The sequence below is a fragment of the Limnohabitans sp. Rim28 genome, assembly GCF_000293865.2.
Classification (GTDB): domain Bacteria; phylum Pseudomonadota; class Gammaproteobacteria; order Burkholderiales; family Burkholderiaceae_C; genus Limnohabitans_A.
Window position 1 is genome coordinate 186,481 of the sequence record NZ_ALKN02000005.1, and the last position, 26,544, is coordinate 213,024.

Sequence of the window (26,544 nt, forward strand, 5' to 3'; positions counted from 1 at the left end):
GTTTATGACGGTCGATGTTTTGGTGATTGGCGGCGGCAACGCGGCCCTGTGTGCGGCGCTCATGGCCCGCGAAGCCGGTGCCAGTGTGATGCTGCTCGAATCGGCGCCGCGCGAATGGCGCGGCGGCAATTCAGGCCACACACGCAATTTGCGCTGCATGCACGATGCGCCGCAAGACGTGTTGGTCGATGCCTATCCGGAAGAAGAGTTTTGGCAAGACCTGCTCAAGGTCACCGGCGGCCTGACCAACGAGCATCTGGCCCGCTTGGCGATTCGCCATTCAGCCACCTGCCGCCCTTGGATGGTCAAGCACGGCGTGCGCTTTCAGCCTTCGTTGTCCGGAGCTTTGCACACGGCCCGCACCAATGCCTTCTTCATGGGCGGTGGCAAGGCGCTGGTCAATGCTTTCTACCGCAGCGCCGAAAAGCTGGGTGTGCAGATCCACTACAACGCCGAGGTGGATACCGTCGAATTGGACGAGGGCCGCTTCGTGGCCGCGTCGGTGATGCACAAACAGGCCGATGGCAGCGTGCGGCGCGAACGGATTGAAGCCCGCACCTGCGTGTTGGCGGCTGGGGGCTTTGAGTCCAACCGCGAGTGGCTGCGCGAAGCCTGGGGCCAGAACGAACGCGGTGAGTACCCGGCCGACCAGTTTTTGATTCGCGGCACACGATTTAACCAAGGCGTGCTGCTCAAGCACATGCTGGCGCAAGGCGCTGACCGCATTGGCGACCCCACCCAGGCGCACATGGTGGCGATTGATGCCCGTGCACCTTTGTACGACGGCGGCATTTGCACCCGCATCGACTGCGTGTCTTTGGGTGTGGTGGTCAACCGCGAAGCGCGGCGTTTTTACGACGAGGGTGAAGATTTTTGGCCCAAGCGTTACGCCATCTGGGGCCGTTTGGTGGCGCAGCAGCCGGGGCAGGTGGCGTATTCCATCATCGATGCCAAAGCCATTGGCCGTTTCATGCCCCCTGTGTTTGAAGGCACCCAAGCAGACAGCCTGCCCGAGTTGGCGCGCAAACTGGGCCTGGACGAGGCGACGTTCATGCAAACCTTGAACGACTACAACGCGGCCTGCCGTGAAGGCACCTTTGACCACACGGCGCTGGACGACTGCCACACCGAGGGCGTGAGCCCCGCCAAAACCCATTGGGCCAGGCCTTTGGACACTGCGCCTTATTACGCTTACGCCGTCAGGCCCGGCGTGACTTTCACCTATTTGGGATTGAAAACCGATGAGACCACCGCTGTGCGATTCAACGACCAGCCCAGCCCCAATTTGTTTGTGGCCGGCGAGATGATGGCGGGCAATGTGCTGGGCAAGGGCTACACCGCCGGGGTGGGCATGACGATTGGCACGGCTTTTGGCCGCATCGCCGGCGAGCAGGCGGCCAAAGCCGTGAAAGCCCAAAAGGAAGGAGCTTCCCATGCAAACGCTTGAAGCCCTGACGCGTGACGCCCGTGCCCTGGCGCTTGGCGAGTTGACAGCCCCGGAAGCCGAAGTGGCCCGGCAGATGCAAATTTGCAACGGCTGCCGTTATTGCGAAGGTTTTTGTGCCGTGTTCCCGGCCATGACCCGGCGCTTGGAGTTTGGCAAGGCCGATATCCATTACATGGCCAACCTGTGCCACAACTGCGGTGCCTGTTTGCATGCTTGCCAGTACGCACCGCCGCACGACTTTGCCATCAATGTGCCCAAAGCCATGGCCCAAGTGCGCGGCCAGACTTACGCCGATTACGCTTGGCCTCCCGCTTTGGGCAGCTTGTACCAACGCAATGGTCTGACCTTGTCGGTGGCGCTCGCTTTGGGCTTGGCGCTGTTTTTGGCGCTGGCCATGCTGCGCCAAGGCACCTTATGGGGGGCGCCAGTGGCGGGTGGCTTTTACGCGGTGTTTCCGCACAATTTGATGGTCAGTCTGTTTGCGCCCATCTTCTTGTTTGCGGTGATGGCGCTGGCCCTCGGTGTTCGGCGCTTTTGGCGCGACGTCACGCCTGCCACCAGCGGTGCCGACCTGACGCCGCCTGCTGCGGCCGAAGCGGCGCACGACGCTTTGCGCCTGAAGTACTTGGACGGTGGCCACGGTGAAGGTTGCCACAACGAAGACGATGCGTGGACGCATGCCCGCAGGCGTTACCACCACCTGACGTTTTACGGTTTCATGTTGTGCTTTGCCGCCACCAGCGTGGCGACGCTTTACCACTATGTTTTGGGTTGGCCCGCACCGTATGACTTGACCACCTTGCCCAAGTTGCTGGGTGTCATTGGCGGGGTGAGCCTGACAGTGGGCACGGCCGGTTTGTGGCGCTTGAACCTGCGCCGCCACCCAGAGCATGGTGACGCGGCGCAGAAACCCATGGACCGGGGCTTCATCGCCTTGTTGTTCTTGGTCAGCGTGACGGGTTTGCTTTTGTGGCTGCTGGGCCAAACAGCGGCCATGCCCTCGATGTTGGCGGTGCACTTGGGTGCGGTGATGGCTTTGTTCTTGACTTTGCCCTATGGCAAGTTTGCGCACGGCGTTTTCCGCACAGCGGCTTTGCTGCGCTTTGCCATCGAAAAGCGTCAACCCAACCGCTTGGGTCTGGGCGGGGAATAAATCAATCGGTTGTGGACGGGCAGGCGCTGGCCGAATGGATCACGCCGCCGCCCAAACACACTTCGCCGTCGTACAGCACAGCGCTTTGGCCGGGCGTGACGGCCCATTGATGTTCGCTGAACGACAGATTGAATCCGTCCGAGCCATCGGTCATGCAGAGCGCTTGCAGGCTGCAAGCTGCGTCCACTTGCCGATAACGGGTTTTGGCGGCATAGGCGCCCGGCTTCGGGGCCAAGCCAGCGCACCAGCTCACGTCGGTGGCTTGCAGTTGAGGCGACAGCAACCACGGGTGGTCGTGGCCTTGCACCACCCACAAGGTGTTGTGGGGGATGTCCTTGCGGGCCACAAACCAGGGTGTATGTTCACCCGCGCCTCGCAAACCCTGCGCTTGCAGGGCTTTCATTTCAGCGCCTTTGGCCTTGATGCCGCCTATCCCTAAGCCTTGGCGTTGGCCCAGGGTGTAAAAGCTCAGCCCCACATGCTGGCCGATCGTGCGACCTGATGGGTCTTTGATAGGCCCCGGTTCTTTGGAGATGTAGCGGTTCAAAAACTCGCGGAAAGGTCGCTCACCAATGAAGCAGATGCCCGTGGAGTCTTTCTTTTTGGCATTGGGCAGGCCGATCTCTTGAGCGATGCGGCGCACCTCGGTTTTGTGCAATTGGCCCACCGGGAAAAGCGTCTTACTCAATTGCGCTTGGTTCAGGCGGTGCAAGAAGTAGCTTTGGTCTTTGCTCGGGTCCAAGCCCTTGAGCAGTTCAAACAGGCCGCTGACCGTGTTTTGTCGCACACGGGCGTAATGGCCAGTGGCGATTTTTTCAGCCCCTACGCGCAGGGCGTGGTCTAAAAAAGACTTGAACTTGATTTCGGCATTGCACAGGATGTCCGGGTTGGGCGTGCGCCCGGCTTGGTATTCGCGCACAAACTCGGAAAAAACCCGGTCTTTGTAATCGGGCGCAAAGTTGACGTGTTCGATCTCGATGCCCAGCACATCGGCCACAGCGGCAGCATCGACGAAGTCGACGTTGGATGAGCAGTACGCGCTGTCATCGTCGTCTTCCCAGTTTTTCATGAAAATGCCAACGACTTCATGGCCTTGCTGCTTGAGCAAGTGCGCCGTCACGGCCGAATCTACCCCGCCGGACAGGCCGACGACCACACGTTTCAATTTGGACATGGCGTCATTATCCTTTGCGCCGTTGGGACATGGCGATGTGCAGAATGGCAGTGGTTTGGCGGATCGGCTGGATAATGGCCAGCCTTGTGTTTGGAAGTCATGTTCAAAATCTGGTCACCCGACGCTGATCGTCTGTCGCAGTGTCGCCGTGCGTTTGCACGGTTTGCAGCATTCACCCACCGTGGCTTGGCCTTGGTGGGTGCGCTGGTGGCCGCCTTGTTGTTGTGGGTCTGGCTGCAGCCGCAGTGGTTGCAGCCGGTGGAGCAACGCTTGGCCACCTGGTTGCGAGAGCGCGATGTGCTGACTGTTTTTTGGCCCCAAAACACAGCCGAGCGAGCTACGGCTGTGCATCTGCAGGATTTGCCGCCGCCTCAGGCCTCGGTGGCCATTTGGTTGGCACGCAAGTACAAGGTGGCACCTGAGCCTTTGGCGGCCCTGGTGGCCGAGGCCCATGTGCTGGCCAAATCGTCCAAATTGCCTGCGCACCTGATTTTGGCCGTGATGGCCACGGAATCGGGTTTCCATCCTTACGTTCAAAGTCAGGCCGGTGCGCAGGGTTTGATGCAAGTCATGACGGGCATTCATGCCCAACGCTACGAGGCCTATGGCGGACCTTTGGCTGCTTTTGATCCGGTGACCAACTTGCGCGTGGGCGTGGCAGTGCTGGCCGATGCGATCAAATTGCGCGGTGGATCACTGGAGGACGGGCTGCTTTTCTACCTGGGGGGCTATGCCATGACCGAGGACAACGGTTATGTGGCCAAAGTCTTGGCGGAGAAATCGCGGTTGGATGCCGTTGCCGCAGGCCAAAAACTCCCACTGGATTGAGCTTCAGGGCCCACTGTCCTTGGTTGGGGTGGGCGCATGGACAGTGTCACAAGCGGCTGAAGAAAACGATGCTCATCGACAAACCAGTGATGATGACCAAGTTGCGCACCCACTGAACGGGCAAGCGTTTAGCCAGACGTGCGCCGACCCAACCCCCAGCGGTTGCCAACACCATCATCCAGACCGCTTGCGGCCAAACAATGGCGCCCGCCAGCGCAAACGCCAGCACCGAGAGCAAAGACAAGACAAAAGAGTTGAGGTTCTTCAGTGCATTGACCGTGTTCAGTCTGGCTTCGCCGGTCAGGGTGTAAAGCGCCATCAGCAAAATGCCCAGTCCCCCGTTGAAGTACCCCCCGTAAATGGCGACAAACATGAGGCCGGGCTGGCGCCAAGCCTGTCGACCTTGTCCGGCGTTGCGTTGGGCCAGCCAAGGGCCTGCGGCAAAAAGCGCAGTGGCCAACAGCAAAAGCCAAGGCACCAGGCTCGAAAAAACGCTCGCTGGCGTCACCAGCAGCAATCCGGCGCCGATCAAACCGCCTGATGCGGCAATGACGACTTCCCTTTGCAGCAAGCTTTTGGGCAAGGCCTTGAGTTCTGAGCGAAATCCCCATGTGCTGCCCAAGTAGCCAGGGCTCACGGCCATGGCACTGGTGGCGTTGGCAGCCAGCGGGGGGACACCTGCAAACACCAAGGCTGGAAAGGTGAGAAAGCTACCGCCCCCGGCGATGGCATTGAGCACGCCCGCGGCAAATGCTGCGCCACCCGTGAGCAGCCAAAGGGCTTCACTGGACCAGGCGGCGCTCATGGTGCCAAAGGCGGCAAGTTGGCCACGGCGGCATCGGTGTGGATCACATCCAGCGGAAAGCGTTGCCCGGCCAGGTGGTCTTCGATGCACCGGAGCACCAAGGGGCTGCGGTGGCGATCGGCACTGGCGCGCACCTCTTGAGGCGTCATCCAAAGGGTCCGCACAATGCCTTCGTCCAAGCTCAGGCCTGGCTGCACATCGCCGATGTCACCGCAAAAGGCCATGCGCACATAGGTGATGTCTTCGCCCGTTTGCGGTCTCTGAAAGCGAGATAAGTAAATGCCCACTAACGCTGTGGGCTTGAAAGTTCTTGCGGTTTCCTCCAGGGCTTCGCGAGCACAGCCTTCAGCAGGTGACTCGCCGGGGTCGAGGTGACCGGCGGGGTTGTTCAGCCGAAGGCCTTCTTGGGTATGTTCTTCGATCAGCAGGTAGCGGCCTTCTTTTTCAATGATGGCGGCCACGGTGACATTGGGTTTCCAGCGTGTGTCCATGTCGCGGATTATCGGGCCCCCGTGACCCCCAAGCTGACATCCCCTTGTCAGTCAGCCTGGGTCAAGCCTGAAAATGCACAAGATCGGTGTTGACTGATGTATTGATTTTCCAAGGGCAACAGCCGCATGGCCATGCCGCTTGGAAGATCTTGGTGAAAGGGGGGACACATTGACTTCGGTTAAGCTGTTTTCCTTTGGTTTTCTGGACAGAGTGAGGAGTCAGACATGCAAACAGGCGATACAGCCGCCACGCCCCAGCGCATTGGCGTGCCCAAAGAGGTTTTTCCTGGCGAAAAACGGGTGGCCACAGTCCCCGATGCGGTGACCAAGTTGGTCAAATTGGGCTTTGCCGTGGTGGTTGAGCAGGGCGCGGGCGATCTCGCAGACCTCTCGGATGCGGCTTACGTCGATGCCGGTGCCACCATTGCGCCCAACGCTGCAGCGCTGTGGAGCGGGAGCGACATTGTCTTCAAAGTGCGCGCCCCCACACCCGACGAAGTGGCGCTGATGCACGAAGGCCAGACGCTGATCGGCTTTTTGTGGCCCGCCCAAAACCCCGATTTGATGCAGCAGCTGGCGGCCAAAAAGGTCACGGCCTTGTCCATTGACGCTTTGCCCCGCACCTTGAGTCGCGCCCAGAAGATGGACGCGCTGACCTCCATGGCCGGTGTCAGCGGTTACCGGGCGGTGGTCGAGTCGGCCAACGCCTTTGGCCGTTTCTTCAACGGCCAGATCACGGCTGCGGGCAAAGTGCCCCCCGCCAAAGTGTTCATCGCCGGTGCCGGTGTGGCCGGTTTGGCCGCGATTGGCGCGGCCGCCAGCCTGGGCGCCATCGTGCGCGCCAACGACACCCGCGCCGAAGTGGCCGACCAGGTCGTGTCGCTGGGCGGTGAGTTCGTCAAGGTGGACTACGAAGAAGAAGGCTCGGGCGGTGGCGGTTACGCCAAGGTCATGAGCGAAGGCTTTCAGGCCGCGCAGCGTGAGATGTACGCCAAGCAAGCCAAAGAGTGCGACATCATCATCACCACCGCGCTGATTCCCGGCAAACCTGCGCCTAAGCTGATCACCGCCGAGATGGTGCAAAGCATGAAGCCGGGCAGCGTGATCGTGGACATGGCCGCCGAGCAAGGCGGCAACTGCGAGCTGACCGAACCTGGCAAGGCCGTGGTCAAGCATGGCGTGACCATCGTCGGTTACACCGACTTGGCTTCACGCATGGCACGCCAGTCGTCCACGCTGTACGGCACCAACTTGTTCCGCTTGACCGAAGAGCTGTGCAAGACCAAGGACGGCGTGATCAACGTCAACATGGAAGACGACGCGATCCGGGGCCTGACGGTCATCAAAAATGGCGAGATCACCTGGCCTGCGCCGCCCTTGGCCGCTGCGCCCAAGCCGGCCGCTAAACCCGCTGCCGCGCCTGCTGCCAAAAAAGGCCACGGCCACGGCGAGCCTTCGGGGCCCATGCCGGTGGGTCAGTTGCTCATCGTTTCAGCGGTCGCCGCTGTGCTGCTGGTGCTGGTGGGTGCGTATGCGCCAGCCGCTTTCCTGTCGCACTTCACGGTGTTTGTGTTGGCCTGCTTTGTGGGCTACATGGTGGTTTGGAACGTCAAGCCCGCGCTGCACACCCCGCTCATGAGCGTCACCAACGCGATCAGCTCCATCATCGCCATTGGCGCGCTGGTGCAGATTTCACCTTTGGCTGCGGCTGGGCGCCCCAACACGCTGATCGCCATCTTGGCCTCTTTGGCGCTGGTTCTGACGGCCATCAACATGTTTGGCGGCTTTGCCGTCACCCAGCGCATGCTGGCCATGTTCCGAAAGTAAAAAAATTTGGGGACAGATCTTTAGCGCTGTCCCCAACTGATTAAAGAGACACTCATGAACTCAAGTCTGGCCACGGTCGCCTACATCGGCGCGACCATTCTCTTCATCCTCAGCCTGGGCGGTTTGTCCAACCAGGAAACCGCTCGGCGCGGCAACCTCTACGGCATGATCGGCATGAGCTTGGCCGTGCTGGCCACCATCTTTGGCCCGCAAGTCACGGCCGAGGGCATTCCCATGATCGTGGGCTCTGTGCTGGTGGGTGCGCTCATTGGTCTGTACGCTGCACGCAAAGTGCAGATGACCCAAATGCCCGAACTCGTGGCGCTCATGCACAGCATGGTCGGCATGGCGGCGGCGTTGGTGGGTTATGCCACTTACGTGGACCCCGAAGCCTCCAAGAATTTGGAAGGCGCGGCGCACGCCATCCACGCGGGTGAAATCTACATCGGCATCTTCATCGGCGCGGTGACCTTCTCGGGTTCGGTGGCGGCGTTTGGCAAGTTGTCCGGCCGCATCGGCGGAAGCCCCTTGTTGCTGCCCGCTCGCCACTGGCTCAACCTGGTGGGTTTGATCGCGGTGGTTTATTTTGGTCGTGAGTTCATGAACGCCCAAACGGTGGAAGAAGGCATGGTGCCTTTGTTCATCATGACGGCGATCGCCTTGCTGTTTGGCATTCACATGGTCATGGCCATTGGCGGCGCGGACATGCCGGTGGTGGTGTCCATGCTCAACAGCTACTCGGGTTGGGCCGCAGCGGCCACCGGTTTCATGCTGAGCAATGACTTGCTGATCGTGATCGGTGCCTTGGTGGGCTCGAGCGGCGCGATTTTGTCCTACATCATGTGCAACGCCATGAACCGAAGCTTCATCAGCGTGATTGCGGGTGGCTTTGGTACCACGGCTGCAGCACCCAAAGCCGCTGGTGAAGCGTCTGAGCCTGTGGGTGAAGTCAGCCCGATCTTGGCGGCCGAAACCGCCGAGATGCTGCGTGATGCCAAGAACGTGATCATCGTCCCCGGTTACGGCATGGCGGTGGCGCAGGCCCAGCACACGGTGTTTGAAATCACCAAGCAACTGCGCGAAAAAGGTGTCAACGTGCGCTTTGGCATCCACCCGGTGGCAGGCCGCATGCCCGGGCACATGAACGTGTTGTTGGCCGAAGCCAAAGTGCCCTATGACATCGTGTTTGAGATGGATGAGCTCAATGATGATTTTCCGGACACCGACGTGGCCATCGTGATTGGTGCCAACGACATCGTGAACCCGGCTGCGCAAGACGACCCCACCAGCCCGATTGCAGGCATGCCGGTGCTCGAAGTCTGGAAGGCCCGCACCAGCATCGTGATGAAGCGTTCCATGGCCAGCGGTTATGCCGGTGTGGACAACCCTTTGTTTTACAAAGAGAACAACCGCATGTTGTTTGGCGATGCCAAGAAAATGCTGGACGAGGTGTTGATGGCCCTGAAGACCTGACAAGCTTCTTTGTCGTTGCCATGACAAAAGGGAGATGAACAGTGTTCATCTCCCTTTCATTTTTTGGGCGTAAACCCCGATGTTTTTCAGTCAGTTCGCTGTCAGATATCAGGTAGACTGAATTTCAGGAGACTACGACATGTTGAACCCCGTTTGGTTGAAAAGTTACCCCGAAGGCATCCCCGCTGAGATTGCGCCAGACCCCTACAGCTCCTTGGTCGGTTTGCTCGAAGACAGTTTTGCCAAATACGCCGACCGTTGTGCTTACAGCTTCATGGGCAAGGACATCAGTTTTGCCCAAACCAACGAGGAAAGCCTGGCCATGGCTGCGTACTTGCAGTCTTTGGGATTGGTTCAAGGCGACCGCGTCGCCATCATGATGCCCAACGTGCCGCAGTACCCTGTGGCCGTAGCAGCCATCTTGCGTGCCGGTTTTGTGGTGGTCAACGTCAACCCTTTGTACACCGCGCGTGAGTTGGAACACCAACTCAAGGACTCGGGTGCCAAAGCGATCGTGATCATCGAGAACTTTGCCGCGACGCTTGAAAAATGCATCGCTCAAACACCTGTCCAGCATGTGGTCGTGGCTGCGATGGGCGACCGTTTGGGTGTGCTCAAAGGCAGTTTGGTCAACTACGTGGTGCGCAACGTTAAAAAAATGGTGCCTGTTTTTCACCTGCCTCAAGCGGTCAGGTTCAATGATGCGCTGAGCAAAGGTCGACAGCTGGCTTTTCGAAAGCCCGAGTTAACGGCCGACGACATCGCCGTGCTGCAATACACCGGTGGCACCACCGGGGTGTCCAAGGGCGCCGTTCTTTTGCACCGCAACGTGATCGCCAATGTGTTGCAGTCTGAGGCTTGGAACGCACCGGTCATGAAGCGCATCCCGGCGGGGGAGCAACCCACGTCGGTGTGTGCATTGCCGCTGTACCACATCTTCGCCTTCACGGTGAACATGATGTTGGGACTGCGCATGGGGGGGAAAACCATCTTGATTCCCAATCCCCGTGATTTACCTGCCGTTCTTAAAGAGTTGTCCAAGCACACGTTTCACAGCTTTCCAGCCGTCAATACCCTGTTCAATGGCTTGGCCAATCACCCCGATTTCGGCACGGTGAACTGGTCCAATCTCAAGGTGTCTTTGGGCGGTGGTACCGCGGTGACGCCCAATGTGGCCCAACTTTGGTTGGAGAAAACCGGGTGTCCGATTTGTGAAGGCTACGGCTTGTCTGAAACCAGTCCGTCCGCCAGTTGCAACCCAACCACCAGCACTGAATTCACGGGGACCATTGGCGTGCCTTTGCCCAGCACCTGGATGAAATTGCTGGACGACGATGGACACGAGGTGACCGAGCCCGGACAACCCGGGGAAATCGCCATCAAGGGGCCGCAGGTCATGGCGGGTTACTGGCAGCGGCCCGATGAAACGGCCAAAGTCATGACTGCCGATGGTTTCTTCAAATCGGGTGATGTGGGGACTTTGGATGCGCGGGGTTTCTTCAAGATCATTGACCGCAAAAAGGACATGATTTTGGTCAGTGGCTTCAATGTCTATCCCAATGAGGTGGAAGAGGTGGCTTCAACTTGCCCGGGCGTGCTCGAGTGCGCGGCCATTGGTGTGCCTGATGAAAAAACGGGCGAGAGCGTCAAGTTGGTGGTGGTCAAAAAAGACCCGGCTTTGACAGAAGCCAGGATCATGGCCCACTGCCGCGAGCACATGACCGCTTACAAGCAACCCAGGGTGATCGAGTTCCGAACCGAGTTGCCCAAAACCCCGGTGGGTAAGATTTTGCGGCGTGAGCTGCGCAGTCCGGGTTGATGGCCTGGCGCAGGCTGAATCGGGTTTGAAGGATGGCGACGATCGGCATCATGAGTGCCATGCACGAGGAATTGTCGGCTGTATTGGCTGAAATGGCAGACCAGCAGTGTGTCACTGTCGCAGGCAGGGATTTCTGGGTTGGCCATTGGCAAGGCCATTCGGTGGTGGCGGTGTTGTCCCGCATTGGCAAAGTGGCAGCAGCGACAACCGCCAGCATCTTGCTCGACCGCTTTCAGGTGAGCAGCTTGATTTTCACCGGGGTGGCCGGCGGCTTGGCGCCTGAAGTTCGCGTTGGCGATGTGGTGGTGGCCCAAGGCTTTATCCAGCATGACATGGATGCCTCCCCTTTGTGCCCAAGGTATGAAGTGCCTTTTTATGGGCGTGCGTGCTTCGATGCGGACGCCAATTTGTCCGCGCAATTGGCACAGGCCAGCGCCCAGATTTTGGCCTGCGCCCCTGAACATTTTGGGCATGAGGCCATGGGCCAATTCAAGGTGTTGTCGCCCCGGGTGCACCAAGGTTTGTTGATCAGTGGCGACCGATTTGTGTCGACCTCTGCTGAAAGTCAGGTGTTGTCCCAGGCGTTTCCATCCGCCTTGGCTGTTGAGATGGAGGGCGCCGCAGTCGCCCAAGTCTGTTGGGATTACAAAGCCGCTTTTGCAGCGGTGCGCACGGTGTCCGATCGCGCCGATGACGCAGCGCACACGGATTTCCAAAGCTTCGTGAGCGGTGTCGCCAGCCGCTACAGTTTGGCAATTTTGTCCTGTTGGCTGAAAGACTTGCCAACCGAAGGCCTCGGCATCACTTGAGCCAGCCGCGGCGGCGGAAGTACCACATGGGCACCACAGCGCTGGCCACCATCAGGGTCAGGGCAAATGGGTAACCCCACTTTTGCGACAGTTCGGGCATGTACTGGAAATTCATGCCGTACAAGCTGGCGATCAAAGTGGGAGGCAGCAAAGCCACGCTGGCCACCGAGAAGATTTTGATGATCTTGTTCTGGTTGATGTTGATGAAACCCACAGTGGCATCCATCAAGAAGTTGATCTTGTCAAACAAGAATTCGGTGTGTGAGTCCAGTGAGTCGATGTCTCGCAAAATCTGACGTGCTTCTTCAAATTGCTCGGCATTGAGCATTTTGGAGCGCATCATGAAGCTGACGGCGCGTCGGGTGTCCATGGCGTTGCGGCGGATCCGTCCGTTCAAGTCTTCTTGCCTGGCAATGGCACCCAGCACTTCACCCGCCATGGCGTCGGTCACGTCCCCTGAAAGCACTTTTTTGCCAGCGCTTTCCAGTTGGTCGTAAATGCCTTCCAGTGTGTCGGCCGAATACTCGGCATCGGCATCAAACAGCTTGAGCAGCACATCTTTGGCGTCTTCGATCAAGCCTGGGGCTCGGCGGGCGCGCATGCGCAACAGGCGAAACACCGGGACGTCTTCGTCGTGGATGGAAAACAGCACTCCTTGACTTTTCAGTTCGACGTTGTGTTGGTTCAAGATGAAAGCGCAACGGACCGTGCTGGGCTGCTCTTCGTTGGCGACCAAAAAGTCGGAGCGGATGTGCAGCTCGCCATTGTCTTCTTCGTAAAAGCGGGCGGATTCTTCGATGTCCTCGTCCATCGCATCTTCCGGGATGGACAGGCCAAAGTACTGTTTGATCCAGCGTTTTTCTTCCAGAGTGGGCGACTCCAAGTCGACCCAGATGGGTTGAAAGCGGGAGAGTTCTTCCAGCGACTCGATCTCTTCCTGAAAGAGGCGGCCGTTGACAAGGGTAAAAATGTTGAGCATGGCGAATCCAAAAAATGGCCAGTTGCCAAAAGTTCAAAGGGGCGGCGAAGGGTTCTTGGCAGCTTTCGAACGATGGGCAGGGTGCTCAGCGCGTTCGAAAGCTACCAACTCGGGGTAGTTTCCACAGCTATGTGTCTCCAGAATGAATGTTGGGATTATCGCACCTGACAAGTTGATCGGGTGCTCAGGAAATCAAGGATCTCCGCTGACCTGGCGGCCACATCCGCTTGCCCCAAGGCCAACAAGGCCCTGATGAACCCCGGCTCAAACAGCAAATAACTGGCCAAAGCCGCCCCGCTGCCTTGCAAGGCACCCAAGCCCTCGAGGACCCGCAAGATGGGCAATGGCAGTGTGTGCACATGAGCCTGAGCTAACGCGTCCAGAGAGGCGCTGGGTTGGAGTGTGAGCACCTCAACCGAACGAAATGGCAACTCGGCGCGCACCGATTCAGGCAGCTTGCGCAAGGATTGGTTGATGCGGCTGATTTGCTCCACGTCGGCTTCCAGGGTGTCATGGAAGACGCTGGCCATCGCATGTCCTGCGATCGTGCCCAAAGAGGGTCGACCGTTGGTGCGAAGGGGGGTGCCCAAGCCGGCCCGCTGAGGTTGGCTCACGCCGATGGCCAAAATGCGATCGGCACCCAGCTGCACGGCAGCCGACAGGGGAGATATTTGCCGCATCGAACCATCGCCAAAAAACTCCATGCCACCGTCGACCCACAGCGGTGTGGCCGGGAAGATGAAGGGAATGGCGCTTGACGCCATCAGGTGCTCGATCGTGATGGGTTGTTGTTCGGCGCGACGGCCGGGACGGCTCCAAGGAATCGGTAAGCCGTCCTGGGTTTGGCAAAAAGTCCAGTGCACACCACTGGAGTAACTGGAGGCGGTCACTGCCAAAGCGTGTAACACCCCTTTTTGCAGTGCCGTGTCGATGCGGCTCAGTTCGATCGCTTTGTGCAAAGTGTTGACCAAGGCCAAGCTGTCCATGGCTGCAGCTTGTTGGCGAGCCGATAAGACCAAACCCAAGGCTGTGGCCCAGCGGCTAAAGCGCGCCAGGGGTGTCTGAGGCAGGTGATACACCGCATCGGTGCGGATGCCCTGCCAAAACTCGGCCAGATCGTCGAGTGCGCCCAACCCTTCCATGGCCCGACTGGCCAAAAATGTGGCATTCAGAGCGCCAGCAGAAGTGCCTGTGAGCACTTGAAACGGAAAACAAGCCGCCGCTTGTGAAGCCCCCAGCAGTCGACCTATCGCCTGTAGAGCGCCCGCTTGGTAGGCCGTGCGCGCGCCGCCGCCCATCAAGACCAACCCAGTCAAGCGGGGTTTTGTGGTGATCGGGGTGCTGGCCAAAGCTGCGCCTTTCAGGGTGTCGATGTACATGGTGTTCCAGGGGGCAGGCCGCGGGTGTTAGATTCTCCGTCAACGCGAAGGCATTGTTTCATGATCCCCCACTTGACCCCACGGCGTGAGCGCTGGCTGCTGTTGACCTTGGCGGGCATCCAATTCACGCACATCCTAGATTTCATGATCATGATGCCGCTGGGGCCACAGTTCACGGCGCTGTTTGGCATCAGCAACGCCCAGTTCGGCTTGTTGGTTTCGGCTTACACCTTGTCGGCGGGCCTGTCTGGGCTCATGGCGGCCACCTACATCGACCGTTTCAGCCGCAAGCAGTTGCTGTTGACCATGTACCCCTTGTTTGGTTTGGCCACTTTGGCTTGTGGCCTGGCGCCCGATTACTTTTGGTTGATGGTGGCGCGCATTGCCGCAGGCTTGTTTGGCGGTGTGTTGTCGGCCTTGGCCCAGACCATCGTCGCCGACGTCATTCCGTTTGAGCGCAGGGGCAGGGCCATGAGCGTGGTCATGACTTCTTTCTCCGTGTCCACGGTGGCGGGTGTGCCGTTGGGTTTGTTTTTGGCAGCGCATTTCAATTGGCATGCGCCTTTCTTTGGCATTGCCTTGCTGGTGGGCCTGCTGGCATTGGGCGCTTGGCAGACGCTGCCCCGGCTGGACGCGCATTTGCACCACCCTGAGCGTGTGAGTGTGTGGCGCGGCATTGGCCAAGTGTTGGTGGAGCCCAACCACCTCAAGGCTTTTGGGGTCACTGCGTTGATGATGTTTGCGGGCTTCACCGTCATTCCCTACATCACGATCTACCTCCAGTCCAACGCTGGCATGCAAAACGATGAGGTGCCTTGGATCTATTTGTGTGGCGGCCTGACGACCTTGTTGACCGCGCGTTACTTTGGTCGCTTGACCGATCGGGTTGGCAAGGTCAAGGTGTTTCAGCGCTTGGCTTTGGCGGTGGCTTTTCCCTTGATGGCCACCACGCTGTCGGAGGGCTTGCCCTTGTGGGGTTTGTTACTGATTTCGACGGGTTTGTTCGCCATGATGAGTGGACGGATGATTCCTGGCATGGCCATGATTTCATCGTCCGTAGAACCACGCCTGCGCGGGACCTTCATGACGCTCAATTCAGCGGTTCAGTCCGCCGCCATGGGGTTTGCGGCTTTGGTGGGTGGGCTCATCATCGGGCGCGATCCACAAGGGCACCTCACGCTGTACTGGGTGGCAGGCTTGTTGGGGGTGGTGGCAAGCGGTCTCAGCGCCTGGTTGGCCGGGCGTTTGCGCTTGCATGGCGCGCAGGCTTGAGTTGCGGGTGCGGGTGTGGGCACTGCAAGTCGATGGGGGTGACGAAAGAGGCACCACAAAACACCGTCTCAAGTCGAACGATAGCACCGAAATGAACCCTTGAGGGCATTGAAAGCAGACTTTTCAGGTTTAGTTGGGGAAGCATTGCTTTTCGGTGGTGCGGAGCGCATAGTGGGGTTGAATCACCTGATAAGTGGTTTCTGAGCCCCGCCTCGGTGGGGCTTTTTCTACCCTGAATCTATGGAGGCGACACTCATGAATTTAATCATCAGCGGACACCATTTGGAAGTGACCCCTGCCTTGCGCCAGTACGTCACGGGGAAACTCGATCGCATCACCCGACATTTTGACCAAGTGGTGGATGTGAAAGTGCTGCTGACCGTCGAAAAGCAGAAAGAGAAAGAAAAACGCCAGCGGGCCGAGTGCAACATCCATGTCAAAGGCAGTGACTTGTTTGCCGAGAGCGCTCATGAAGATCTTTACGCGGCAGTGGACGATTTGGTGGACAAGCTCGATCGTCAAGTGGTCAAACACAAAGACCGGATCACCGATCACCACCACGCTGCGCCCAAGCGCATGATGTGAACCATCCCTCTTGGCTCAAGGCCGCTGAAAAGCGGCCTTTTTCATGGCCCATGTCGTCTCTAAATGGCAACAAAACTGTAAAAACGGCTTTGGTTCGAAGGCAGGCCATTGCTTGGGGCCGTTCGGGTGCATAATCCGGCCTCGACCATGAACCGACTCTCATCCATACTGCCTGTTGCCCAAGTTCTTGTAGGCGTGGAAGCCACCAGCAAGAAACGTGCATTCGAAGAAGCCGGACTTCTCTTTGAGAATCTCCACGGCTTGTCGCGTGCTTTGGTGACCGACAGCTTGTTTGCGCGGGAGAGATTGGGCTCGACAGGTCTGGGTCATGGCGTGGCCATCCCTCATGGCCGCATCAAAGGCCTCAAGGCGCCCATGGCTGCCGTCTTTCAGTTGGCTGAGCCGATCGGCTTTGACGCCCCTGATGAGCAGCCTGTGAATTTGCTGATTTTTTTGCTGGTGCCCGAGGCTGCTACGCAAAAACACCTTGAAATTCTCTCTGAAATCGCTGAATTGCTGAGCGATACCGTGCTTCGCGAAAGCATCAAGTCCAGTTCGGCCCAAATCGGTTTGCACCAATTGATTGCCCAGTGGCAGTCGGCCCAAACGGCCTGAGTTCTCACGGCTGAAGTTCTGCGATGAAGCCTTCCGTCATCAGCGCCGACGTTTTGTTTGAAGACCATCGGCAGCAACTCAAATGGCAGTGGTTGGCAGGTCTTGGCGCCTCCGAGCGTCGTTTTGACGAAGTCGCAGTGCGCGAAGCCCGGTCGGGTGCCGACTTGGTGGGGTATCTCAACTACATCCATCCTTACCGCGTACAAATCTTAGGCCCACGCGAAGTGGCTTACCTGACCAGCGGTACCGATGAAGACTGTGCCCGTCGTACGTCCCGCATCGTGACCTTAGAGCCGCCTGTCTTGGTTTTGGCCGATGGCCAGACCGCCCCCGATGCACTGTTGGCCATGTGTGAGCGGGCTCAAATTCCGATGTTTTTGACCGAGCAGTCGTCAGCGTTTGTGATTGACGTTTTGCGGGCCTATTTGTCCAAACATTTTGCCGATCGCACCACGATGCATGGTGTCTTCATGGACATCTTGGGCATGGGTGTTTTGATCACGGGCGAATCGGGCTTGGGGAAAAGTGAGTTGGGCTTGGAGCTGATTTCCCGCGGCAACGGCTTGGTGGCCGATGACGCCGTTGATTTGTACCGCATCAATCAGACCACCATCGAGGCCCGGTGTCCGGACCTTTTGCAGAACTTGCTTGAAGTGCGTGGCATCGGCTTGCTCGACATTCGGGCTATTTTTGGTGAAACGGCCGTGCGCCGCAAGATGCGTCTTAAGCTGATCGTTCACTTGGTTCGTCGCGAAACTTTGGAGCGCGACTACGAACGCTTGCCGTCAGAGCCTTTGCGCCAGGATGTGCTCGGAATCCCCGTTCAAAAGGTGGTGATTCAAGTGATGGCGGGGCGAAACATCGCGGTTTTGGTGGAAGCGGCTGTGCGCAACACGATTTTGCAGATGCGTGGCATCGACACCTACCAAGAATTCATTGAGCGGCAACGCCGCGCTATGGAGTGATCCCTTCAATTGCTCAGCGGGCATTCCGATGGGGGCAGGGATTCTGAGTGCAATGGGCGTACAAGCTCAGAGCATGGTCTGCGATCTCAAATCCTTTGGCCTTGGCCACGGCGTGTTGACGGGATTCGATCTCTGCATCGTAGAACTCTTCAACCCGGCCGCAATCGAGGCAGACCATGTGGTCATGGTGCTGCCCTTCGTTCAACTCGTAAACAGATTTGCCACTTTCAAAGTGGTTGCGACTCAAGATCCCAGCCTGCTCAAATTGCGTCAAAACCCGGTAAACAGTGGCCAAGCCGATGTCTGCGTTTTCAAGCAGCAGATGACGAAAAACATCTTCTGCTGTCATGTGACGCATGGAGCCGCTTTGGAAAACCTCCAAAATTTTCAGCCGCGGCAAAGTGGCCTTGAGCCCGTTGTTTTTCAGTTCATCAATCTGACGCATGGGATGGGGTGGTCCTGTCGTTGGGTAGCGGTTTGTTTGCAAAGCTGCCGCTACAATGGACATGATCATATCGGCACCCATCCAACCATGACCGCATCCCCGACATTCCGCTTGCCCTGCCGTTTTCTGGCTGTAGCACTCGTGCTCTTTGGCTTGCTGGGTTGCAGTGGTTTAGCCGGCGTCAATCGAGACACATTCAAGCCTTATGTGCCCGAGGTGGTCCAGGGCAACTTCATCTCCAAAGAGCAGCGTCAAGTCCTGAGCCGTGGCATGGCGCGCGTTCAAGTGCGCGAAATTTTGGGCACACCCTTGGTCGCCAGTTTGTTTCATGCTGACCGATGGGATTACGCCTTCAGCATACAAAGGCAAGGCGTCGCACCACAAAATTTCAGGCTCACGGTTCATTTCAAGGGCGATGTGTTGGATCGCATAGAGGGCGACGATTTGCCCAGTGAATCCGAGTTCGCCGGTCGTTTGATCAAGCCTCGGACGCCCGGCAAATTGCCGACCCTTCAAGCCAGCGAAGAAGACCTCAAGAAGTTCACCACCACGTCGTTAGCCAAACCCACCAATCCGCCCGCAGCGTCCGCCCCCCGAACTTACCCGCCCTTGGAGCCTGCTTCGCGTTGAGCGCGGTAGTTGGGTGTGACCCTTGCAGCGGTGTCGTCCCTCTTCCCTTCAAACCCCTTATGACCACACTGAAACAACTGCCCATCACCGTCGCGGGTGCCTCCGGTCGCATGGGGCACATGCTGATTGAAGCCATTTTGGCCACAGATGATTGCCGTTTGGCGGGTGCCCTGGACATGGCCAGCAGTCCGGCTCTGGGCCAAGACGCGGGTGCCGCCATGGGGCGCACTACGGGCACTTTGGTCACGGCTGACCTGCACGCAGGCCTGCAGGGCGCGGCTTGTTTGATCGACTTCACACGTCCCGAAGGCACTCTGGCACACCTCAAAGTGTGCCGCGAGCTGCGCGTGAAAGCGGTCATTGGCACCACGGGTTTCACCGACGCGCAAAAAGCCGAAATCGCCGAGATCGCGCGCGACGTGGCCATCGTCATGGCGCCGAACATGAGCGTGGGCGTCAACGTCACCCTCAAACTTTTGCAAATGGCGGCGCAAGCCATGCCCACCGGCTACGACATCGAGATCATCGAAGCCCACCACCGGCACAAAGTCGATGCGCCGTCGGGCACAGCCCTCAAGATGGGCGAGGTGATTGCCGAAGCCATTGGGCGCGATCTGAACGAGTGCGCTGTTTACGAACGATATGGCCACACCGGCGAACGCGACCCATCCACCATTGGGTTTTCCACCATCCGGGGCGGTGACATTGTGGGCGACCACACGGTGCTCTTTGCAGGGATTGGCGAGCGCATAGAGGTGACGCACAAGTCATCCAGTCGCTCGACCTACGCTCAAGGCAGTCTTCGGGCGGCACGCTTCTTGTCAACGCAAGACAGTGGCTTGTTTGACATGTTTGACGTGTTGAAACTGCGCTGAGGCGCGTTGACCCCCAAACACCATGAGCTTGAACGACTTCTGGCAACACAGCGACGCCGTGAGTCTGGTTTTGGCGGTGTTGCTCTTGGCGCTGTCTGTGGGCTCATGGGTGGTGATTGCCTGGAAATGGCGTTTGCTATCCCGGGTGAGTGAAGACGTGCCTCGCAGTGTGGCCGCTTTTTGGCAAGCATCCGGCTTTGACGATGCCCGCCAGCGCGTGGCCCAATTTGACCGTGATGCCTGTGTGCTGCCCATGTTGGACGCGACTTTGTTGCCCTTGGGGGGCACTTTGGCTTCCTCCGGCGACCGACACCACCAACTGACGCGGGTGCTGCGCGACGCCATGCAATCGGTGGTTCGACGAATGCAGTGGGGACAAACATGGTTGGCCACTGCGGGTGCGATTTCCCCCTTTATCGGTTTGTTGGGCACGGTCTGGGGCATCTTCAACGCTTTGGCAGGCCTGACAGAGGGCGGGGCAATTCGCATCGAAGAGATTGCCGGACCCGTGGGCGAGGCCTTGGTCATGACTGCGGCCGGCTTGGCCGTGGCGATTCCGGCGGTGTTGGGTTACAACCTGTTGGGCAGGCGCATTGGCCAAGTCGAGGCGGTGCTTGAAGGTTTTGCACATGATGTGCGGGCGCTTTTGGCCGAAACTTCAGACTGATGCACCATGGCCTTTGGTCGATTGTCCAGCCGTCCGTCCGATCCGCCCATGGGTGAGATCAATGTGACGCCCTTGGTGGACGTGATGTTGGTCTTGCTGGTGATTTTCATGGTCACAGCACCCTTGATGAGCAGCGCCATACGGCTGGACTTGCCTCAAAGCGAAGGCGTCGATACTGGCGCCTTGGCTTCCTCTGTGGTGTTGGTGGTGGATGCCCAAGGGGCTCTGTACCTGAACGATCAAGCCATCACGGCGCAAGATCTGAAAGCCCATCTGTCCCGTGTGGCCCTTAGAAATCCGCAAACCGAGTTGGAGCTCAGAGCCGACGCCACTGTGTCCTACGGTCGGGTGGTGGAGGCCATGGGTTTGGCTCAAAAAGCGGGCCTGACCCGCATTGGCTTTGTGGCTCAGCTGGCAGCCCCCTGATGGGCGCAGGCTTGGCGAGTTTTGCGCCCTCGAATTGACCCAGCCCAAGCCCTACAATTTAGCCCTATGCAAGACAAGTACAACCACCTCGAAGTCGAACCCGCAGCGCAGTCGCGCTGGACGGCCCGCGATGCCTACCGCGTCACCGAAGACGCCAGCAAAAAGAAGTTTTACGCCTGCTCCATGCTGCCTTACCCCAGCGGCAAGCTGCACATGGGCCATGTGCGCAACTACACCATCAATGACATGCTCACGCGCAGCCTGCGCATGAAGGGCCACAACGTCCTCATGCCCATGGGCTGGGACGCGTTTGGTCTGCCTGCCGAGAATGCCGCGCTTAAAAACGGCGTGCCCCCGGCCAAGTGGACTTACGAAAACATCGCTTACATGAAAAAGCAGATGCAGGCCATGGGTTTGGCCATCGACTGGTCGCGCGAGGTCGCCACCTGCGACCCCACCTATTACAAGTGGAACCAGTGGTTGTTCTTGAAGATGCTGGAAAAAGGCATCGCCTACCGCAAGACCCAGGTCGTCAACTGGGACCCGGTGGACCAGACGGTGCTGGCCAACGAGCAGGTGATCGACGGCAAAGGTTGGCGTACAGGTGCACCGGTTGAAAAACGCGAAATTCCGGGCTATTACCTGAACATCACCGCTTACGCGCAAGAGTTGCTCGACCATGTGCAGATCGGCAACGAGAAAGCCACGCTGAACGGCTGGCCCGACAAAGTGCGCCTGATGCAGGAGAACTGGATCGGCAAGAGCGAAGGCGTGCGCTTCGCTTTCCCGCACGACATCCGCGATGCCTCGGGTGCTCCGATTGGCGAGGGCAAGATGTTCGTCTTCACCACCCGCGCCGACACCATCATGGGCGTGACGTTTTGCGCCGTGGCGGCCGAGCACCCGCTGGCGCTGCACGCAGCAGCAAGCAAGCCCACGCTGGCCGCCTTCCTTGAGGAATGCAAAACCGGTGGCACCACCGAGGCCGAAATGGCCACCCAAGAAAAGAAGGGCATGCCCACGGGCTTGTTCGTCACGCATCCCCTCACCGGCGCGCAGGTCGAGGTCTGGGTTGGCAACTATGTGCTGATGAGTTACGGCGATGGCGCTGTGATGGGCGTGCCAGCGCACGATGAGCGTGACTTTGCGTTTGCTTTGAAGTACGACTTGCCGATTCGTCAGGTCGTTGGACTGGCTCCGGCCGTGGCGGTCTTGCCCTCCGGTTCGTCAGTCGCAGGCTCCGATTCCTCACCGGCGGCCAAGCCCGCCACGGCCTTGGTGGCCGGGGTTGGCGATGCATCGTTCGACGAGCGTGTCTGGCAAGAGTGGTACGCCACCAAAAATGGCATCTGCGTCAACTCCGGCGAACTCGATGGCCTGAGCTTCAAGGCGGCCGCCAGCAAAGTGGCCGAGCTTTTGGCCGCCAAAGGCTTGGGCGAGAAGAAAACCACCTGGCGTCTGCGCGACTGGGGCGTGAGCCGCCAGCGCTATTGGGGGACACCCATCCCGATCATCCATTGCGACGAGCACGGCGCGGTGCCGGTGCCCGAAAAAGACCTGCCCGTGGTGCTGCCGCAAGACTGCATCCCTGACGGGTCAGGCAACCCGCTGCACCAACACGAAGGTTTCCATGCGGGTGTGACTTGCCCGGTGTGCGGTCAACCCGCCCGACGCGAGACCGACACCATGGACACCTTCGTGGATTCGTCCTGGTACTTCATGCGCTATTGCGACCCGACCAAAGCCGATGGCATGGTGGGGGCGGGTGCTGATTACTGGATGCGCGATCAACTGCTGGCCACGGGTGGCAGCGGCATGGACCAGTACATTGGCGGCATCGAGCACGCCATCCTGCACCTGCTGTATGCACGCTTCTGGACCAAGGTCATGCGCGATTTGGGTTTGGTCAAGGTCGACGAGCCTTTCACCAAACTGCTCACGCAAGGCATGGTGCTGAACCATATTTACTCCCGCCGCACCGCCAAGGGTGGCAAGGATTACTTCTGGCCGCACGATGTCGAGCATGTGCTGGACGATACTGGCAAAGTCATCGGTGCCCAACTCAAGAACGAAGCCGACAGTGGCGACGGTCGTCTGCCCGTGGGCACGCCAATAGACTACGAAGGCGTGGGCACCATGTCCAAGTCGAAAAACAACGGCGTGGACCCGCAGGACCTGATCGAGAAGTACGGTGCCGACACCGCGCGCTTGTACACCATGTTCACCGCACCGCCCGAAGTCACACTGGAGTGGAATGACTCCGCCGTGGAAGGCAGTTACCGCTTTTTGCGCCGGGTCTGGAACTTCGCGTTCAAGCACCACGAACTGCTTCGCTCGGCCACGGCGCAAGACCTGAGCCAAGCCGCCTTGGGTGACGCGGCCAAGGCCCTGCGCCGCGAGATGCACCTGGTGCTCAAGCAAGTGGGCTACGACTACGAGCGCATGCAATACAACACCGTGGTATCCGGTTGCATGAAACTGCTCAATGCCCTGGAAGACTTCAAACCTGATGCCAGCCCGGGTGACACTGCTGCCCTGTGCGAAGGCGTGTCCATTCTGATGCGCATGCTCTACCCCGCCTGCCCGCACATCACCGACGAAATTTGGCAGCAATTGGGTTACGCACAAGCCGTGGGCGAGTTGCTTGACGCACCTTGGCCCGCCCTCGACGAGTCGGCCCTGGAGCGCGACCAGATCGAGCTGATGCTGCAAATCAACGGCAAGCTGCGTGGTGCCATTTGGGTGCCCGCCAGCGCCGACAAGACCCAGATCGAAGCCGCCGCTTTGGCGACGGAGGCTTTTGTCAAGCAAGCTGCAGGTGCCGCACCTAAAAAGGTGATCGTGGTGCCTGGCCGCTTGGTCAACATCGTGGTCTGAATCGGCTGGCCCATGAGCACCCCGCGCCGCCATTTTTTGCAGGGCTTATGGGCTGTGCCCTTGACCGCAGGGCTCTCGGCGTGCGGCTTTCAGTTGCGCAGCGTGGGTGATTACCCTTTCAAGACGCTTTACGCCAATTTTTCAATCAATTCGCCTTTGGGTGTCGAGCTGCGTCGGAATCTGTTGGGCACTGGCCGCATTGAGGTGTGGAGTGAGCCCGCGCAAATGCTCAAAGCCGATGCCATTTTGGACATCTTGAGTGAAGAGCGACAGCAGGTGGTGGTGGGTATCAATGCTTTGGGCCAGGTGCGCGAATTGCAACTGCGTTTGCGCGTCAGGTTTCGCTTGCGAACGCCCGAAGGTGTGACCTGGATTGATGCGGTGGAGTTGGCGCAGCAGCGTGATTTGAGTTTCACCGAGACCGCTGCTTTGTCCAAAGAAATCGAACAAGGCATGCTTTACCGCGACATGCAAACCGATATCGTGCAGCAGATCATGCGGCGTTTGGCGATGGTCAAGCCGCCAGCCAAAGCACTGGCCGTGCCTGCGTCCAAGCCCTGACCACTCATGCAACTGGCCCCATCCCAGCTGTCGTCTCATCTGCAAAAAGGTTTGCGCAGTCTTTATGTGCTGCATGGCGATGAACCTCTGATGCAGCAAGAAGCCGCTGACGCCATCCGGGCGGCGGCACGGCTCCAGGGCTACACCGAGCGCAGCGTGCACACCGTTTCGGGCGCGCATTTTGATTGGAGCGAGGTCTTGGCCGCAGGCGGTTCGCTCAGCTTGTTTGCTGACAAACAGATCGTGGAAGTGCGCATTCCCTCTGGAAAGCCGGGCAAGGAGGGCAGTGCCGCCTTGCAGCAGTTGGCCGCGGCCACCCAAGACAACGACAGCACGTTGACCTTGGTCACTTTGCCCCGTTTGGATGGACCCACCCGCAAAGGCGCTTGGTTTGGCGCGCTCGAAAATTTTGGCGTTTCGCTCCAGATCGATCCGATTGAGCGCAACGCGCTGCCCGAGTGGATCGCCCAGCGCTTGCACATGCAGGGCCAAAATGTGGCGGCTGGTGAAGAGGGCCAGCGCACCCTGCAATTTTTTGCAGACCGGGTGGAGGGCAATTTGTTGGCCGCTTTCCAAGAAATTCAAAAACTGGGCTTGCTTTACCCGCCGGGCGACATCAGCCAAGCCCAAGTGGAGGCGGCGGTCGTCAATGTGGCCCGTTACGACGTCTTCAAGTTGTCCGAGTCGGTGCTGTCGGGTCAAGTTGCCCGTGTCCAACGCATGCTCGATGGGTTGCAAGCCGAGGGCGAGGCCGTTGTGCTGGTGCACTACACCATTGCCGAAGACATCCGTGCTCTGAAACGCGTCAAAGATGCCATGACTGCTGGCAAACCGCTGCCCATGGCGCTGCGCGAACAGCGCGTCTGGGGGCCGCGCGAGCGCTTGTTTGAGCGCGTTTTGCCCCGCATGACGGAGGCCCGATTGAACGGCCTGCTGCAGGCAGCCCACCAGGTGGATGGCATTGTCAAAGGCTTGAAAGTGCCCGACTGGCCCACCGATCCTTGGCAAGCTTTGCAGCGCTTGGCCTTGCGGTTTTCGCGCTTTTGCATGGTGCGCTGAGGCCCATCCCTACCCTTGGCTGCATCTGCGAAAATGTCCCAATGACCGAATTGAACACTGCTGAATACATGCTGGCTTTGGGCCAGCAGGCCAAGCAAGCTTCGGCCGCCATGGCCCGCGCTTCGTCTGCGACCAAAAACAAGGCATTGCGCCGTTTGGCGGCCTTGTTGCGCCACAACACCGAGGCCCTGCAGCTGGACAACGCCAAAGACTTGGCGCGGGCCCGTGCTGCCGGTTTGGCCGAACCCATGGTGGACCGCCTGAAACTCACCCCCAAGGTGTTGGAGACCTGTGCCCAAGGTTGCGAGCAATTGGCGGCGATGCCCGACGTGATCGGCGAGGTCATCGGTATGAAGCAAGTGCCCAGTGGCATCCGCGTGGGCCAGATGCGGGTGCCGATTGGCGTGTTCGGCATGATTTTTGAAAGCCGACCCAACGTGACCATTGAAGCCGCCAGCCTGTCGATCAAGAGTGGCAACGCTTGCATCTTGCGGGGTGGTTCTGAGGCCATTGAGTCGAACAAAGCTTTGGCGCAACTGGTGCAGCAAGCCTTGTCCGACAGCGGCTTGCCCGTTGATGCGGTACAACTGGTGCAAACCACGGACCGTGCGGCGGTGGGTCAGCTCATCACCATGCCCCAGTTTGTGGATGTGGTCATCCCGCGTGGCGGCAAAGGCCTGATCGAGCGCATCAGCGCCGAAGCCAAGGTGCCGGTCATCAAGCACCTGGACGGCAACTGCCACACCTATGTGGACGAGCCTTGTGACATGGACATGGCTGTTCGGGTGGCCGACAACGCCAAAACCCACAAATACAGCCCTTGCAATGCCAGCGAGAGTTTGCTGGTGGCCCGCGGCGTGGCGACAGAATTTTTGCCCCAAATTGGCGCGGTGTATGCCGCCAAAGGGGTTGAGATGCGTTGCTGCCCCAAGGCCAAGGCCATCCTGAGTCAAGTCGCCGGCGCCCACCTGAAAGACGCGACCGAGCAAGATTGGTTCGAGGAATACCTTGCCCCCATCATCAGCATCAAGGTGGTTGAAGGGGTGGATGAGGCGATTGCCCACATCAACCACTACAGCAGTCACCACACCGACGCCATCTTGACCCGTGACCATGTGCACGCCCAGCGTTTTTTGCGCGAGGTGGATTCCGCCAGTGTGATGGTCAACACCAGCACGCGTTTTGCCGATGGTTTTGAGTACGGGCTGGGCGCCGAAATTGGCATCAGCACCGACAAGTTTCACGCCCGGGGGCCTGTCGGCATCGAAGGGCTGACCTCCCTCAAGTACGTGGTACTGGGCGAAGGCGAAGTGCGTGTCTAACGCGTGCTTGAAAAGCGAGGCTTTGGCCTCATATGATTTCTCTGTTTTGTTCACCACAGCC

24 protein-coding genes and 2 pseudogenes are annotated in these 26,544 nt (G+C 59.0%); 20 read left to right on the plus strand and 6 right to left on the minus strand.

Annotation, left to right across the window (positions count from 1 at the left end; all coding sequences use genetic code 11):
* Positions 1-4: 4 nt before the first annotated feature.
* Complete coding sequence (gene tcuA / locus B472_RS07735; protein ID WP_019426641.1) at positions 5-1,447, plus strand: FAD-dependent tricarballylate dehydrogenase TcuA; 1,443 nt, start codon at positions 5-7, stop codon at positions 1,445-1,447.
* The gene (gene tcuB, locus B472_RS07740; RefSeq protein ID WP_019426642.1) at positions 1,434-2,600 is read left to right on the plus strand and encodes a tricarballylate utilization 4Fe-4S protein TcuB; all 1,167 of its coding nucleotides are present in this window, start codon (positions 1,434-1,436) and stop codon (positions 2,598-2,600) included. The genes tcuA and tcuB overlap by 14 nt, the downstream gene beginning before the upstream one ends.
* 1 nt (position 2,601) lies before the next feature.
* Here tcuB and mnmA read toward each other — a convergent pair whose 3' ends face one another.
* Entirely contained in the window at positions 2,602-3,774 is a 1,173-nt protein-coding gene (gene mnmA, locus B472_RS07745; protein WP_019426643.1) for a tRNA 2-thiouridine(34) synthase MnmA, read from the minus strand.
* A 99-nt stretch (positions 3,775-3,873) separates the two neighbouring features.
* On the opposite strand from mnmA, the gene B472_RS07750 reads away from it, so the two are divergent.
* On the plus strand, positions 3,874-4,602 hold the full coding sequence (locus tag B472_RS07750) for a lytic transglycosylase domain-containing protein (RefSeq protein WP_019426644.1): 729 nt from the start codon (positions 3,874-3,876) through the stop codon (positions 4,600-4,602).
* 46 nt (positions 4,603-4,648) lie between these two features.
* Here B472_RS07750 and B472_RS07755 read toward each other — a convergent pair whose 3' ends face one another.
* Complete coding sequence (locus tag B472_RS07755; RefSeq protein WP_019426645.1) at positions 4,649-5,407, minus strand: sulfite exporter TauE/SafE family protein; 759 nt, start codon at positions 5,405-5,407, stop codon at positions 4,649-4,651.
* Positions 5,404-5,898: an NUDIX hydrolase gene (locus B472_RS07760; protein WP_019426646.1), complete on the minus strand. Its 495-nt coding sequence runs from the start codon at positions 5,896-5,898 to the stop codon at positions 5,404-5,406. Before B472_RS07760 ends, B472_RS07755 begins: the two co-directional genes overlap by 4 nt.
* Positions 5,899-6,123: 225 nt before the next feature.
* Here B472_RS07760 and B472_RS07765 point away from each other — a divergent pair, with 225 nt between their 5' ends.
* The 4 genes from B472_RS07765 (at position 6,124) to B472_RS07780 (ending at position 11,826) form a co-directional block, all read left to right on the plus strand.
* On the plus strand, positions 6,124-7,725 hold the full coding sequence (locus B472_RS07765; RefSeq protein WP_019426647.1) for a Re/Si-specific NAD(P)(+) transhydrogenase subunit alpha: 1,602 nt from the start codon (positions 6,124-6,126) through the stop codon (positions 7,723-7,725).
* Between the two features lie 54 nt (positions 7,726-7,779).
* Positions 7,780-9,198, plus strand: a complete 1,419-nt coding sequence (pntB, locus tag B472_RS07770) for a Re/Si-specific NAD(P)(+) transhydrogenase subunit beta (protein ID WP_019426648.1) — start codon at positions 7,780-7,782, stop codon at positions 9,196-9,198.
* A gap of 139 nt (positions 9,199-9,337) precedes the next feature.
* Positions 9,338-11,017, plus strand: coding sequence for a long-chain-fatty-acid--CoA ligase (locus tag B472_RS07775; RefSeq protein ID WP_019426649.1), 1,680 nt, complete (start codon positions 9,338-9,340; stop codon positions 11,015-11,017).
* Positions 11,018-11,049: 32 nt separating this feature from the next.
* Entirely contained in the window at positions 11,050-11,826 is a 777-nt protein-coding gene (locus B472_RS07780; RefSeq protein ID WP_019426650.1) for a 5'-methylthioadenosine/adenosylhomocysteine nucleosidase, read from the plus strand.
* Here B472_RS07780 and corA read toward each other — a convergent pair.
* Together corA and B472_RS07790 are read right to left on the minus strand one after the other, a co-directional pair.
* Positions 11,819-12,805, minus strand: coding sequence for a magnesium/cobalt transporter CorA (gene corA, locus B472_RS07785; protein WP_019426651.1), 987 nt, complete (start codon positions 12,803-12,805; stop codon positions 11,819-11,821). The genes B472_RS07780 and corA overlap by 8 nt on opposite strands.
* Positions 12,806-12,960: 155 nt before the next feature.
* Positions 12,961-14,184 carry a patatin-like phospholipase family protein gene (locus B472_RS07790; protein ID WP_019426652.1) on the minus strand — a complete coding sequence of 408 codons (1,224 nt, stop codon included), beginning with the start codon at positions 14,182-14,184 and terminating at the stop codon, positions 12,961-12,963.
* A gap of 60 nt (positions 14,185-14,244) precedes the next feature.
* Between B472_RS07790 and B472_RS07795 the strand changes: the two genes are divergently transcribed.
* The 4 genes from B472_RS07795 to hprK all read left to right on the plus strand — a co-directional run bounded on the left by B472_RS07795 (position 14,245) and on the right by hprK (position 17,621).
* Positions 14,245-15,456, plus strand: coding sequence for an MFS transporter (locus B472_RS07795; RefSeq protein ID WP_019426653.1), 1,212 nt, complete (start codon positions 14,245-14,247; stop codon positions 15,454-15,456).
* Positions 15,457-15,711: 255 nt separating this feature from the next.
* Positions 15,712-16,041 (plus strand): ribosome hibernation-promoting factor, HPF/YfiA family, encoded by a 330-nt coding sequence (gene hpf / locus B472_RS07800; RefSeq protein WP_019426654.1) that lies wholly within the window; start codon positions 15,712-15,714, stop codon positions 16,039-16,041.
* A gap of 147 nt (positions 16,042-16,188) precedes the next feature.
* Positions 16,189-16,656, plus strand: coding sequence for a PTS sugar transporter subunit IIA (locus tag B472_RS07805; RefSeq protein WP_026039482.1), 468 nt, complete (start codon positions 16,189-16,191; stop codon positions 16,654-16,656).
* 23 nt (positions 16,657-16,679) lie between these two features.
* Positions 16,680-17,621: an HPr(Ser) kinase/phosphatase gene (hprK, locus tag B472_RS07810; RefSeq protein ID WP_019426656.1), complete on the plus strand. Its 942-nt coding sequence runs from the start codon at positions 16,680-16,682 to the stop codon at positions 17,619-17,621.
* A gap of 13 nt (positions 17,622-17,634) precedes the next feature.
* Here hprK and fur read toward each other — a convergent pair whose 3' ends face one another.
* Positions 17,635-18,066 (minus strand): ferric iron uptake transcriptional regulator, encoded by a 432-nt coding sequence (gene fur, locus B472_RS07815; RefSeq protein ID WP_026039483.1) that lies wholly within the window; start codon positions 18,064-18,066, stop codon positions 17,635-17,637.
* An 87-nt stretch (positions 18,067-18,153) separates the two neighbouring features.
* On the opposite strand from fur, the gene B472_RS07820 reads away from it, so the two are divergent.
* The 9 genes and pseudogenes from B472_RS07820 to B472_RS07855 all read left to right on the plus strand — a co-directional run bounded on the left by B472_RS07820 (position 18,154) and on the right by B472_RS07855 (position 26,483).
* Positions 18,154-18,696, plus strand: coding sequence for an outer membrane protein assembly factor BamE (locus tag B472_RS07820; RefSeq protein WP_040505877.1), 543 nt, complete (start codon positions 18,154-18,156; stop codon positions 18,694-18,696).
* A 59-nt stretch (positions 18,697-18,755) separates the two neighbouring features.
* Complete coding sequence (gene dapB / locus B472_RS07825) at positions 18,756-19,571, plus strand: 4-hydroxy-tetrahydrodipicolinate reductase (protein WP_019426659.1); 816 nt, start codon at positions 18,756-18,758, stop codon at positions 19,569-19,571.
* A gap of 22 nt (positions 19,572-19,593) precedes the next feature.
* On the plus strand, positions 19,594-20,238 hold the full coding sequence (locus B472_RS07830) for a MotA/TolQ/ExbB proton channel family protein (protein WP_019426660.1): 645 nt from the start codon (positions 19,594-19,596) through the stop codon (positions 20,236-20,238).
* Positions 20,239-20,244: 6 nt separating this feature from the next.
* Positions 20,245-20,664, plus strand: coding sequence for a biopolymer transporter ExbD (locus B472_RS07835; RefSeq protein WP_026039485.1), 420 nt, complete (start codon positions 20,245-20,247; stop codon positions 20,662-20,664).
* A gap of 66 nt (positions 20,665-20,730) precedes the next feature.
* Positions 20,731-22,980, plus strand: a pseudogene (locus B472_RS07840) (leucine--tRNA ligase); the annotation flags it as partial.
* A gap of 54 nt (positions 22,981-23,034) precedes the next feature.
* Positions 23,035-23,541 (plus strand): annotated as a pseudogene (locus tag B472_RS17480) (class I tRNA ligase family protein); the annotation flags it as partial.
* 12 nt (positions 23,542-23,553) lie between these two features.
* Positions 23,554-24,102 carry an LPS assembly lipoprotein LptE gene (lptE, locus tag B472_RS07845; RefSeq protein ID WP_019426663.1) on the plus strand — a complete coding sequence of 183 codons (549 nt, stop codon included), beginning with the start codon at positions 23,554-23,556 and terminating at the stop codon, positions 24,100-24,102.
* A gap of 6 nt (positions 24,103-24,108) precedes the next feature.
* Positions 24,109-25,161: a DNA polymerase III subunit delta gene (holA, locus tag B472_RS07850; RefSeq protein WP_019426664.1), complete on the plus strand. Its 1,053-nt coding sequence runs from the start codon at positions 24,109-24,111 to the stop codon at positions 25,159-25,161.
* Positions 25,162-25,202: 41 nt separating this feature from the next.
* Positions 25,203-26,483: a glutamate-5-semialdehyde dehydrogenase gene (locus B472_RS07855; protein WP_019426665.1), complete on the plus strand. Its 1,281-nt coding sequence runs from the start codon at positions 25,203-25,205 to the stop codon at positions 26,481-26,483.
* The last annotated feature ends 61 nt before the right edge of the window (positions 26,484-26,544 follow it).

Bases quoted from the DNA above. Each gene is read 5' to 3' on its own strand.
- B472_RS07835 (WP_026039485.1), top strand. From the start codon at position 20,245: ATGGCCTTTGGTCGATTGTCCAGCCGTCCGTCCGATCCGCCCATGGGT.
- corA (WP_019426651.1), bottom strand. From the start codon at position 12,805: ATGCTCAACATTTTTACCCTTGTCAACGGCCGCCTCTTTCAGGAAGAG.
- B472_RS07820 (WP_040505877.1), top strand. From the start codon at position 18,154: ATGACCGCATCCCCGACATTCCGCTTGCCCTGCCGTTTTCTGGCTGTA.
- B472_RS07765 (WP_019426647.1), top strand. From the start codon at position 6,124: ATGCAAACAGGCGATACAGCCGCCACGCCCCAGCGCATTGGCGTGCCC.
- mnmA (WP_019426643.1), bottom strand. From the start codon at position 3,774: ATGTCCAAATTGAAACGTGTGGTCGTCGGCCTGTCCGGCGGGGTAGAT.
- B472_RS07790 (WP_019426652.1), bottom strand. From the start codon at position 14,184: ATGTACATCGACACCCTGAAAGGCGCAGCTTTGGCCAGCACCCCGATC.
- tcuA (WP_019426641.1), top strand. From the start codon at position 5: ATGACGGTCGATGTTTTGGTGATTGGCGGCGGCAACGCGGCCCTGTGT.
- dapB (WP_019426659.1), top strand. From the start codon at position 18,756: ATGACCACACTGAAACAACTGCCCATCACCGTCGCGGGTGCCTCCGGT.
- hprK (WP_019426656.1), top strand. From the start codon at position 16,680: ATGAAGCCTTCCGTCATCAGCGCCGACGTTTTGTTTGAAGACCATCGG.
- B472_RS07775 (WP_019426649.1), top strand. From the start codon at position 9,338: ATGTTGAACCCCGTTTGGTTGAAAAGTTACCCCGAAGGCATCCCCGCT.
- holA (WP_019426664.1), top strand. From the start codon at position 24,109: ATGCAACTGGCCCCATCCCAGCTGTCGTCTCATCTGCAAAAAGGTTTG.
- B472_RS07780 (WP_019426650.1), top strand. From the start codon at position 11,050: ATGGCGACGATCGGCATCATGAGTGCCATGCACGAGGAATTGTCGGCT.
- B472_RS07805 (WP_026039482.1), top strand. From the start codon at position 16,189: ATGAACCGACTCTCATCCATACTGCCTGTTGCCCAAGTTCTTGTAGGC.
- lptE (WP_019426663.1), top strand. From the start codon at position 23,554: ATGAGCACCCCGCGCCGCCATTTTTTGCAGGGCTTATGGGCTGTGCCC.
- B472_RS07760 (WP_019426646.1), bottom strand. From the start codon at position 5,898: ATGGACACACGCTGGAAACCCAATGTCACCGTGGCCGCCATCATTGAA.
- B472_RS07755 (WP_019426645.1), bottom strand. From the start codon at position 5,407: ATGAGCGCCGCCTGGTCCAGTGAAGCCCTTTGGCTGCTCACGGGTGGC.
- tcuB (WP_019426642.1), top strand. From the start codon at position 1,434: ATGCAAACGCTTGAAGCCCTGACGCGTGACGCCCGTGCCCTGGCGCTT.
- B472_RS07830 (WP_019426660.1), top strand. From the start codon at position 19,594: ATGAGCTTGAACGACTTCTGGCAACACAGCGACGCCGTGAGTCTGGTT.
- hpf (WP_019426654.1), top strand. From the start codon at position 15,712: ATGAATTTAATCATCAGCGGACACCATTTGGAAGTGACCCCTGCCTTG.
- fur (WP_026039483.1), bottom strand. From the start codon at position 18,066: ATGCGTCAGATTGATGAACTGAAAAACAACGGGCTCAAGGCCACTTTG.
- B472_RS07855 (WP_019426665.1), top strand. From the start codon at position 25,203: ATGACCGAATTGAACACTGCTGAATACATGCTGGCTTTGGGCCAGCAG.
- pntB (WP_019426648.1), top strand. From the start codon at position 7,780: ATGAACTCAAGTCTGGCCACGGTCGCCTACATCGGCGCGACCATTCTC.
- B472_RS07795 (WP_019426653.1), top strand. From the start codon at position 14,245: ATGATCCCCCACTTGACCCCACGGCGTGAGCGCTGGCTGCTGTTGACC.
- B472_RS07750 (WP_019426644.1), top strand. From the start codon at position 3,874: ATGTTCAAAATCTGGTCACCCGACGCTGATCGTCTGTCGCAGTGTCGC.